This window comes from Pseudomonas sp. FG47 (genome assembly GCF_057809115.1).
The window spans coordinates 111386-122428 of record NZ_JBMDJI010000013.1 but is presented as its reverse complement, the minus strand read 5'-3'; the positions used below and the strand labels follow the sequence as shown (position 1 = coordinate 122428).

At 62.5% G+C, this 11043-nt stretch carries 9 protein-coding genes; 5 read left to right on the top strand and 4 right to left on the bottom strand.

Features of this window, described 5'->3' with window-relative positions:
- A partial coding sequence (locus tag ACODS5_RS12705) for a hypothetical protein (protein WP_489108842.1) occupies window positions 1-248 on the top strand: 248 nt, incomplete at its 5' end.
- 55 nt (window positions 249-303) lie between these two features.
- Window positions 304-1260: a fimbrial protein gene (locus tag ACODS5_RS12700; protein ID WP_489108841.1), complete on the top strand. Its 957-nt coding sequence runs from the start codon at window positions 304-306 to the stop codon at window positions 1258-1260.
- A 166-nt stretch (window positions 1261-1426) separates the two neighbouring features.
- Here the strand turns inward: ACODS5_RS12700 and ACODS5_RS12695 are convergent, their stop codons facing one another.
- The gene (locus ACODS5_RS12695; RefSeq protein ID WP_489108840.1) at window positions 1427-2521 is read right to left on the bottom strand and encodes an NmrA family NAD(P)-binding protein; all 1095 of its coding nucleotides are present in this window, start codon (window positions 2519-2521) and stop codon (window positions 1427-1429) included.
- A gap of 226 nt (window positions 2522-2747) precedes the next feature.
- On the opposite strand from ACODS5_RS12695, the gene ACODS5_RS12690 reads away from it, so the two are divergent.
- Window positions 2748-3284, top strand: coding sequence for a winged helix-turn-helix transcriptional regulator (locus ACODS5_RS12690; RefSeq protein ID WP_134693496.1), 537 nt, complete (start codon window positions 2748-2750; stop codon window positions 3282-3284).
- Between the two features lie 74 nt (window positions 3285-3358).
- Here ACODS5_RS12690 and ACODS5_RS12685 read toward each other — a convergent pair whose 3' ends face one another.
- Together ACODS5_RS12685 and ACODS5_RS12680 are read right to left on the bottom strand one after the other, a co-directional pair.
- On the bottom strand, window positions 3359-4051 hold the full coding sequence (locus tag ACODS5_RS12685) for a tellurite resistance TerB family protein (RefSeq protein ID WP_489108839.1): 693 nt from the start codon (window positions 4049-4051) through the stop codon (window positions 3359-3361).
- Between the two features lie 222 nt (window positions 4052-4273).
- A complete protein-coding gene (locus ACODS5_RS12680; protein ID WP_489108838.1) occupies window positions 4274-4888 on the bottom strand; it encodes a glutathione S-transferase in 615 nt (204 codons plus the stop codon).
- Between the two features lie 266 nt (window positions 4889-5154).
- Here ACODS5_RS12680 and ACODS5_RS12675 point away from each other — a divergent pair, with 266 nt between their 5' ends.
- Window positions 5155-6846, top strand: a complete 1692-nt coding sequence (locus ACODS5_RS12675; protein WP_489108844.1) for an Hsp70 family protein — start codon at window positions 5155-5157, stop codon at window positions 6844-6846.
- A gap of 3 nt (window positions 6847-6849) precedes the next feature.
- Window positions 6850-8214 carry a J domain-containing protein gene (locus tag ACODS5_RS12670; RefSeq protein WP_489108837.1) on the top strand — a complete coding sequence of 455 codons (1365 nt, stop codon included), beginning with the start codon at window positions 6850-6852 and terminating at the stop codon, window positions 8212-8214.
- 228 nt (window positions 8215-8442) lie between these two features.
- Here the strand turns inward: ACODS5_RS12670 and ACODS5_RS12665 are convergent, their stop codons facing one another.
- Entirely contained in the window at window positions 8443-10716 is a 2274-nt protein-coding gene (locus ACODS5_RS12665; RefSeq protein WP_134693491.1) for an FdhF/YdeP family oxidoreductase, read from the bottom strand.
- Window positions 10717-11043: the final 327 nt, after the last annotated feature.

Here is an 11043-nt window from a genome sequence, read left to right as displayed (position 1 = left end):
GCAAGCAAGCAAGCAAGCAAGCAAGCAAGCAAGCAAGCAAGCAAGCAAGCAAGCAAGCATTTTACTTGGCTGCGGCATTTATAACAAGCACTTTAATTACACTTTCTGCATGTACAGAAACGCAATCCCCCACTAACACTCATAGCACCAACCTTACACTAGATAATCTTACCGAGGCCATCGACACACTGAAAAATGACCATCCAGAGTTTGACTGGAGATTCGTTGAGCGGCGCGCCAAGACATGACGATAACGACTGTCTTTTCTCTTCCCCTCGACGCCTGGTTAACTATCGGTGACACATGAAAAACACATCCGCACGCTTCCATCGCCTTGCCACTACTCTAGTTTATTTATTCGCTGGCATCGTAACTCATGCGCAGGCTTTCACCCTGGCTGCCGCGGGCGCGACGATAGAAGGCGACATGATACGCTACAACTTCATCATTAGTGACTGGTCAACCTTCGACTCCAGCAGAGGGGTTTGCGAATGGGCACCGGGCGTTACAATTTGCAATATCTACACTTCCACCTGGCGTTACTCAACCGGGTCGGATACCAGTTACTACCCTACCAGCGGTACGCAGTCATGGCGCATACCGACCCGCTCGGGATCCACACTGGGCAACATGTTGACCGACCTGCAAAGAGAAGGGTTTTACGTGCCCTTCAGAACCTCTATTGTTATCCCTGCCTCAGTGGATGTAAGCGATGCTTGTGCCGGGCTGACCACGTCAAGGATTGGGCCTAGTATCGGCGGAGCCATTGGCAAGTTCGGCCCGTGCTTGCGCTTGGCCAACATGAAGCCACCTGCGCCAACTTGCGAAACACCTGACGTGAAGGTTGAGTTAGGCGACTACTCCACTCGGGACTTCCCGCGCTACGGCGATTTCACACTGCCCAAAGCATTCAACCTGCTACTGAACAACTGCTCCAGCACCGTCAAGAAAGTCTCGTACAGCCTGTCCGCCAACCCGACCGCACCTGCCGTGAACGCCGCACAGGGAATCGTTGCGTTAAATAACGCTTCAACCGCAAAAGGCATTGCCCTGCAACTGCTCGACAGCAACCAGAATCCCATGCAGCTCGATAAGAATTACAGCTTCAACGAGCTGACGGCAGGCGGTGGCAATTTCTCGATCCCGCTGAATGCCAGGTATATACGCACGCTACCCAACGCTGGCGCAGGCGCACAAGACAAGGGCGTGACGGGCGGTACTGCCAACACCGAGGTCACGTTCATCATGAGTTATTTGTGACAGCGCCACGCGCAGGGGAGTAAAGCAGCCTCTTCGACTAGATTCGTTGCCTTGTTTCCTCCGCCTGCAAACGTCATGCATGGGCAGTCTAGATGAGCTGCCCAGGTAGACTGTACCGAAGGTGCTGCAGCAGCGCCGTGAGTGACAAACGCCGTGACTCAAGCCCCTACAACGCGCCCGAGCGGCCATCTTCGAGGATTTTCAGAAGCGGTGGCGACTTGAAGCAGTTCTCTGGCTGGACACGCGCCCACAAGCCGCCCTGCCCCAGCTCCCGTCCCCGTTGATCAGCCCGTGCCAACCACGCCTCGACACTTCTGATGCGGTTCGGGTGGATCTCATCCAGCAGGGCGTAATCACGCTGGATGATATTGTGCTTCCAGACATTCCAGAACCCGGTGAAATTGTCGCCGAAGCTCATCGTGCTCTTGTCGTTAGGGTCGGCGTTGTACCCGGTCGGCAAACCGGCCACCATCTGTAGCGGGCCACGCCAGTAGGTGTCCAGGTCGGTGTCGATGTAGCGCGCCGGGTGCCCGGTCACTTGCTCGAACGCCTCGGCCAGTTTCTGGTACTCGACGTGTTCGATGGCAACCTCCAGGTTCATGCCGTTGCCGCGCTCGGGGTTGTCGAACAACCAGCGAACATAGTGTCCACAGTCCTCGAGCGCCACATGGGGAACGGCACCACTGCCCAGCGGCACTCGCCAGGTCACGACACCGTCCTCGACCGCGGGCGTCATCGGCGTCATCGGCGAGACGGCCATCTCCATGTAAGGCCCCGTGGTGAACAGCGCAGCCCCCATGCGCGCCTGGTTGAACCCGTTCTGAAACAGGATCCACTCACCGATGCGGCCCTTGCCATCATAGTGGCCGGTACGGAATTTCGAATCGTAGCCCGCCTTCTTCAGCGCGTAGTCGAGATTCCCATACACGAAGAACTTGATCCCCTCTTCAATGGCGATCTCATAGCAGCGCATCGCCCAGTAGAGCTCGGTCTTCTCCCCGGTGTTGAAACCATCCAGGTTGACGTACGCACCATCGCAGCCGCGAAAGCCCTCGCGCAGCACCGCTTCGTCGGCGAAGGTGCCCTTGACGATGGATACGTTGCCCAGTTCTAGCAGGGTCTTCGCCCGCCGCGAGCCGGGGTCGCGGCTCAAAGCGCGCACGACATATTTCCTGTCGGCGACCAGGCCGCTGATGACCGGCAGGCCCTGGGCCCCGGTGCCACCGATGACAAAAATCTTGGACGTGGAGTAAGCGGACATCGTGGGTTCCTCGGTGTTGAGTGAACGTAGCGATTGCTGTGCAAGCGACAACCTGCGAAGCGATCCGGCCCTGCGCCATCCTGGTCCCGATCGCCACTGGCAAGCAGTAACTCTTATAATAGGAGTCACATGCGTACTTGCGCAATCTGTTCTTCACCACTTGGCAGCCAACTCTTATAATCAGACCCACCTGAGAACCACCTCGATGCCCCCTGGGAAATGACTCATGCGCTCAAAAGGTTTTGACGGAATGGTGTGCCCAATCGCTGGCGTCATGGCGGCAATCGGTGATCGCTGGGGGTTGCTGATCCTGCGCGACCTTGTCCTGGGGATTGGCCGATACGATGACTTTCGCCGATCCTCCGGGGTGACCAACGCCACCCTCAGTGACCGGCTCAAGCATCTGGAGGGCAATAACCTGGTCGAACGGCGGCGTTACCAACTGAACCCGGAACGCTTCGAGTACCTGCTGACCACACAAGGTCGGCAACTCGCCCCGCTAATGCTGGTACTGGCCCAGATCGGCGAGCGCTTGGACGTCTCCGGCGCGGTAGCGCCGCCCCTGAAGTTTGTCAGCCGCAAAACAGGCGCCAACGTCAGTTGGGGCTTATTCGATCAGCAAACGGGGGAACCCCTGACGCCGCTGGACATCGCCATCGAGGCAGGCCCAGGCGCGGACGACCTGATGCGCTGGCGGCTAGCGCAAGCCAAGCATCGCCGGGGGCAGGACCAAGTGGAGGACGCGGATCGGCGTGATAGCTGAGTGGGCACCCAGCAGCGGTTCACGCCACCAGGTGCCGGCGGCAGGTTGACGAGCAGCGCAGGCAACTCCGCGGTTCAGGCGGTGCCCTTGGCCTGCTGCTCCAGATGCACCTGCAAGGTCGGGTCGATTTGCAGGGCGCTGGCCAGTTGGTCAAGGTAGGTCCGCTCTGCGGCCTGCTGGTCATCCACCAGCATCACGCTGGCCAGGTACATTTCCGCTGCCATGGCCGGATCCTGGGCCGACTGCGCCACTTCGGCGACATCAAGGGGTTTGCTGAGCTCATCATCCAGCCATTGCTGTAGTTGCGGATCGCTGGTGTGACCTTTGATTTCAGCGCGGATCAGTTGCTCTTCTTGCGGGTCGATGCGTCCGTCAGCCTTGGCGGCGGCAATCAGCGCGCGCAGGATTGCATGGCTGTGATCGTCGGCCTCTGGGCCGGACAATTGATCCACGGTACGCACGGCCTGTTGTGGGGCAGTCGCCTGGCTGCGCTGCCAGCGTTGATAAGCCTGGAACGCCATCATGCCCAGCGACGCCAGCGCTGCGTAATTGACGCTGCCCGTGGCGCGTCCCTGACTAGCGCCGCGGCCACCTAAAAGGCCACCCAGTAAATCACCCAGGCCACCACCTGCCGTTGCCCTGCCGCCACCCAGCAATCCGTCCAGCAAACCGCCAAGGCTACCTGGCGCTGGCATGTCGCTGCTTGCCTGCTGCTTCGAGCCCTGCCCGGCCCGAAGCAACTGTTCCAGTAGATCACTCGTGTTCATGGCGCTGCCCTCGGTCGGTAGTCACTGCTCGGTCCAGCAACGATAGTCCCCGCGAGGCAATCCGCCATGACCGTCTGGCCGGCGGCTGGCCTGGGGTTGGCCATAGCAAAACCTCCCGCCATGAACGGCATCTGTCGCCGCAGAAATCGTCATTCACGGCGGCCCCCGGGAACGCATCCAGGCAATGGCAGGCCAGAAGCAAGGTGCGCTTCGCACCCGCGATCAAGCGATCGGATAGCGCTTGAACACCTCGCTCGCCTCCAGTTGCGCCGTGTGCGCCGCGAGGGCTGGGAAATCTCCAGCCTTGACCCACTCGGGCACCATCAGTTGCATGAACGACCAGGCCACCGCGGTGCTGAGCGCCGCCTGGTCTGGCCGCTCGCCTTGCGCCGGCCGCGCCGCCCAGCGCCTGTCGAGCTCGGCACAGGCCGCCAGCAACTGCCCGCAGATGCGCTCGACCCAAGGCTCGTGGAGCTTTTGCGCCGGCCGCAGCTTGTGCTCATAGACGATCTGCACGGCCTTCTCGCACGCCGCCAGCGCCAGCCCCAGGCTACCCAGGGCCGCGGCCAGCGCCTGAGGCTGCTGCGCCGACGGCATCAGCGACTTGGCGGGGCTGGCGAGGCGCTCGAAATAATCGATGATCAGGGTCGAGTCCATCAGTACCGAGCCATCATCCAGTATCAGGGTCGGCGCCTTGACCACCGGGTTGATCCGGGAAAACGCCTCGAACGTGCTGAACACAGACAACGGCTCATGCTCGAAGCTGATCCCCAGCAGATCCAGGGAAATCGCCACACGGCGCACATAGGGTGAATCCAGCATGCCAATGAGTTTCATCCATCACGCTCCTTGATTAGACGGCAAACAAACCCTGTGAGCATGGCCCAGGCGGCGAAAATTTCTAGCTGCCGTCAGCCCTGCGGTTATGGCTAAATGCTACCGCCAAGGACTCGCACCACCTCGAGCGCCCCTAGCCACAAACGGGTTAACGCTGCCAGCGGCCCTGCCGATAACCCAGGCCATGACGCTGGCACAAGCGTGGTGACGATACTTGCAGCCTGGATGCCTTGGCGCCCGGCTGCGTCATTTAAGGAAGCGTGATTGTGATCATCGGCATCGACCTGGGTACCACCAACAGCCTTGTCGCCTACTGGGATGGCGAACAGGCACGGATCGTGCCCAATGCCCTGGGCGGGCTACTCACGCCAAGCGTGGTCGGCCTCGACGACGAAGGCCAACTGGTAGTTGGGGAAATCGCCCGCGAGCGGCTCCATACCCATCCGCAACTGAGCGCCTCGCTGTTCAAGCGCTACATGGGCAGCGCCCGCGAGACCCAGCTCGGCGGGCGCGGCTACCGCGCCGAAGAACTGTCGGCGCTGCTGCTGCGCAGCCTCAAGGCCGACGCCGAGCGCGCGTTGGGCCAGCCTGTCGAGCACGCAGTCATCAGCGTGCCGGCGTACTTCAGCGATGCCCAGCGCAAAGCGACGCGGATCGCCGGCGAACTGGCCGGCCTGAAGGTCGACAAGCTGATCAACGAACCCACCGCCGCCGCCCTGGCCTACGGCCTGCAACAGCGCAGCGAAGCGAATTTCCTGGTGTTCGACCTGGGGGGCGGCACCTTTGACGTGTCCATCCTGGAACTGTTCGAAGGCGTCATGGAAATCCGCGCCAGCGCGGGCGACAACTTTCTCGGCGGGGAAGACTTCGACGACCTGCTGGTAGAGCATTTCATTAGCAAGATCGGCCGCGCCGACCTGCCCGACACCACTCTCCCCGCCACTGCCCAGCGCTTGCGTCGCGAAGCCCAGCGGGTTCGGCATGCCCTCGGGCAGGCGCCGGTTGCCAGTTTCACCTTGCGCGAGCAAGACCGTGAGTGGCGCCTGGAGGTGACCCAGGGCGAACTGGCAGAAATTGTTCGGCCCTTGCTCGAGCGCCTGCGCGCGCCCATCGAACGCGCCATGCGCGATGCCCGTATCAAGGTCGCCGACCTGGACGAAATCCTCCTGGTCGGCGGCACCACGCGCATGCCGCTGGTGCGCAAGCTGGTGGCCGCGCTGTTCGGCCGGATCCCGTCGATGCAGCTCAACCCCGACGAAGTAGTGGCCCAGGGCGCGGCCATCCAGGCCGCGTTGCAGGCCCGCCATGCCTCGCTTGAAGAGGTGGTGCTGACCGATGTCTGCCCCTACACCTTGGGCATCGAGACGTCGGTGCAGCACGGTAACGGTTACCAGGCGGGTCATTACCTGCCGATCATCGAGCGCAATACCGTGGTACCGGTGAGTCGCTCACGCAGCGTGTCGACCCTCAGCGACAACCAGACAGTGGTCAAGCTGGGGATCTACCAAGGTGAAAGCCGGCTGGTCAGCCACAATATCTTCCTTGGCGAGTTGGAGATTGCGGTGCCGCCGCGCAAGGCTGGTGAAGTGGACCTGGATGTACGCTTCACCTATGACAACAACGGCTTGCTGGAAGCCCAGGTGCACCTGCCGATCAACGGCGAAACCCGTCGGCTGGTGATCGAGAACAACCCCGGGGTCCTGCCCCCCGAGGAAATCGCCCAACGCCTGGCCGCGCTGCAAGCCCTGAAGGTGCATCCGCGCGACCAGCAGGTCAACACGCTGCTGTTGGCCCGGCTCGACCGCCTGTACCAGGAACGCCTGGGGGCGGATCGCGAGCATGTCGCCGGGCTGGCCAACTACTTCCAACGCATGCTCGATACCCAGGATGAGCAGCAGGTCCGCAAGGCCCGCAGCGAGGTGACCGAGCACCTGGCCGACCTTGAGCGGGAGTTCTGAGCCATGAGCCACTGGCAACTGCTGGAACTCAGCGAAGATGCCGATGCACGCAGCATCAAGCGTGCCTATGCCCGGCTGCTCAAGCAGCACCGCCCGGACGATGACCCGCAGGCGTTCCAACGCCTGCGCGAAGCCTACGAGAGCGCCTTGGCCGAAGCGGCCTGGCGGGCCGAGGATGATCAGCAGGTGCTTGCCGCGCCTGCGCCGGCAAGCCCCCCCAGCGCGCAATCCACGCCGCCAGCGCTGCCTCTGGAACAGATCGCCCCCACACTCGCCACCAGCCCGCCGCAACCGTCCCTGGCGCAGATGCAGCAATGGCTGGCCGACGGCCAGGAGCGCCAGGTCATCGACGCGCTACACCTGTGGCTGGCCAGCGAGTGGCTGGTTGCGCTCGAACGCCGTGAACAGTTCGAGCAGGACCTGCTGGCGTGGCTCGAGTCGGCGCCCCAGTGGTCCCCGGCTTTCTTCGAACGGGTGTGCCAGGCCATGGGCTGGGACGCAACCCAGGGCGCGCTGCCCTGCGCATACTGGCGCTGGAGCGGCCTGATCCAGCGATGCGAACAGCACGCCCTGGAAGTCGCCGTGCGGCAGAACCTGGACCGGTTCGACGCCGACCCCGAGCTGTACCGGGAAACCGCCCTGCTGCTCAAACCCATGAGCGACCGCCAACGCCGCAGCCTGGCCGACCTGTTCCACGACTACGATTGGCAACGTTTTAGCGAGCTCGCCCAAACCCTCGAATACCAGCACCCCGAGCTGCCCGCGCGCCTGGGCCTGCAGCCGCTCGACAACTGGCGGCAGTGGCTGCCGGCGACCAGCTATTTCGGGGTATACGCGTTCCTGTGGTTCAGCCTGTCGCTGCTGTTGCTGGCAACGCTGGTTACCCACCCCAACAGGCTGGGAAGCAGCGCCCTGCTGCTGTCGCCGCTGTTCGTCGCCGCCGTGGTGTTCGTGGGCATGAAGGTTTACCGGATCTGGACCTTCCTGGCGGTGCTCTTGGCGCCGCTCGATGTGCCGCTGAGCCGCTGGATGCTGCCACCGACCTGGTATCGGCAAAGTGCCGGGCTGCTGGTGCTGCGCCATGTACTGCCCAGCGCCGCGCCGGCCGCCCTGGCGTTCGTATGGTGCAAGGAGGTGCCCTGGCTGCAGTGGAGCAGCCCGCTGTTGATGTTCGTGGGCACGCTGTACTTCACCCACCTGGCCCTCAGCGGCGGCAGGGTGCCGCTGTGGGACCGGCTACGAGCTGCCATCATGCGCCCACTCAGGCGTTTGCCCTGGCACCTGCTGCGCCGTGAAAACGTGCTGATCTGCCTGGCGGTGATCGCGACGGGGATCTGGGTCTTTATGCGTGCCAAGCCAGGCCTTTAAGGGGATGTTTTGCAAATACCTCCAACAAGGCGCGCGTGCTTTTTGTGCTTAAGCAAGGCGTCTTGACCAGACTAGCCCAGCTACGGCGAGGAGCGACAACGTAGCATGAGCGCAAGAAGCGCCGCCAATAGGCGGCGTGATTTGTGCAACTGGCCACCCCGCACGTCTCCCCGCAGGCGCCGCCCTGGCGGTTGCAGCCTTGCCCTAACCGCTGCAACCGCCCTCCTCTCAGTTAAGCTCCGAGCGCAGTACCCGCACCGGCACCGACTTGTACGACGGCGTGCCGCTGTCCGCATCAATGTAGTCCAGCGGCACCAGCTGGTTGGCCTCGGGATAGTAGGCACCGACCGATCCCGGCGAGATCTTGTACTCGATGGCGGTGATCCGCTCGTAGCGCATCTTACGCCCGTGGGTGACCGTCTCGATGTCCACCAGGTCGCCATGGGCCAGGCCACGCGCCGCCAAGTCCGCCGGGTGCATGAACAGCACGTCGCGGCGGCCGAACACGCCGCGATAGCGGTCGTCCAGGGCATAGATGGTGGTGTTGTACTGGTCATGGCTACGCAAGGTGATCAGGCGCAGCACATCGTCGCCCTCGACCTCCTTGTCCTCATGCAAGCCTGGGAAGACGAAGAACTCGGCCTTGCCCGACGGCGTCATCCAGATCCGCTCGGTGGCCGGCAGCGGCATGCGGAAACCGCCCGGCACGCGGATGCGCGCGTTGTAGTCGTCGAAGCCTGGCAGGGTTTTCTCGATCAGGTCGCGGATCTTGTCGTAGTCGGCGCCCAGCTCCAGCCAGGGCACGAGACTGTCCGGCAAGGTCGCGTTGGCCATGCCGGCGATGATCGCCGGCTCCGAGCGCAGGAACTCGGACGCGGGGGTCAGTTTGCCGGCAGAGGCGTGCACCATCGACATCGAGTCCTCGACGGTAATCGCCTGGCGCTCGCCGTTCTGCATATCCAGTTCGGTGCGCCCCAAGCACGGGAACAAGTAGGTTTCCTTGCCCACCAGCAGGTGCGTACGGTTGAGCTTGGTTCCAATGTGGACGCTCAGGTCGAGCTTGCCCATCGCCGGGAAGCATTGGCCCGGGTCGGGCAAGGCCACGGCAAAGTTGCCTCCCAGGCAGATCAGAGCCTTGGACGTGCCGGCAATCATTGCCTGCATGGCCTGTACCGAATCGTGTCCGTGCTCGACAGGCGGTTTGAAACCCAACACCTGCTCGATCTTCTCGAGAAATTCGGCCGCAGGCTTCTCCGTGATGCCCACCGTGCGATTGCCCTGCACATTGGAGTGGCCGCGCAACGGGCAGATGCCAGCACCAGGTTTGCCGATATTACCGCGCAGCATCAGCAGGTCGCAGATCAGCCGCACGTTGGCGGTGCCTTCGTTGTGCTGGGTGATACCCATGCCGTAGGTGACGATGGTGGCGTTGGACTTGGCGTAGGCCGCGGCCACTTTCTCCATCTCGGCCTTGCCCAGGCCGCTGGCGTGTTCGATATCGGGCCACGCGGTTGCCAGCAGGTCGGCCTTGAGCGCCTCGAAGCCGTTGGTGTGCTGGGCGATGAATTCGAAATCGAGCACCTGACCGACCGAGTCCTCCATCTCCAGCAACGCCTTCATCACCCCCTTGATCGCCGCCGCGTCGCCTCCAGCCTTGACCTGCAGGTAGGTCGAGGCGATCCGGGTGGAGCCATAGGTGGCCATCTCGATCATGTCCTGCGGATCGGCGAAGCGCTCCAGGGCCCGCTCGCGCAATGGGTTGAGAACCATGATCGGCACCTTGCGCCGCGACACTTCGTGCAGCGTGCCCATCATCCTCGGGTGGTTGGTGCCGGGGTTGTGGCCGATGGAGATAACCAACTCGCACGCGTCGAAATCGTCCAGCGACACTGAACCCTTGCCCATGCCGATGGAGCGTGGCAGGCCGACACTGGTCGGCTCATGGCACATGTTCGAGCAGTCGGGGAAATTGTTGGTGCCCAGCGCCCGGGCGAACAGTTGGTACAGATAGGCTGCCTCGTTGGAGGCGCGCCCGGAGGTGTAGAACTCGACCTGGTTCGGCGCCAGCCCGCGGAGAATCTCGCCGATGCGGGCGAAGGCCTGCTCCCATTCCACTGGTTTGTAGGTGTCGCTGGCGTGGTCGTAGACCAACGGGTGAGTCAGCCGGCCAAGGTCCTCCAGCTCGTAATCGGTGCGGTGCAGCAACGTCGCCACTGGGTGGTTGGCGAAGAACTCGGGAGTGACGCGCTTGTTGGTCGCCTCCCAGGTCACCGCCTTGGCGCCGTTCTCGCAAAACTGGAAGGTCGACTTGTGCTCCTTGTCCGGCCAGGCGCACCCTGGGCAGTCGAAACCGTCCGGCTGGTTGGTGCGCATCAGGGTCAACGGCGCCTTGAGCGTGTCCATCTGCTCGCGCACCGCCGTCGCGGTCGCCTTCAAAGCCCCCCAGCCACCGGCCGGACCATCGTAGTTGCGTACTCCGGGTACCTTGCGTCGCGTCGCCATGGTCGCTCCTCGGGCGCTGTACGCAAAGCCTTGGCTGACCTTCGTCTCAAGGCTTTGCGTACAGCGCCTAAACTATTTATAGGCATCGGCTATAAATAGTTGGTTGCGTAATAAGCCGCTGTTCTAGCGGGATCTAGGGCATCACAAGTTGCAATAGCCATTGCCAAGCGTACAACCTGTCGTGATAAACACAACGCCGGAAAGTTTCCGCCGACAGCCGGGCGGCGTAACTTTTATAAGTTTGCGCCGCTACAAAAATCATGATCTAGAATCAAGCCACACCCCCTCGACATGTCAAGGCAACGGATCGATGCCCGCTCATCTTTC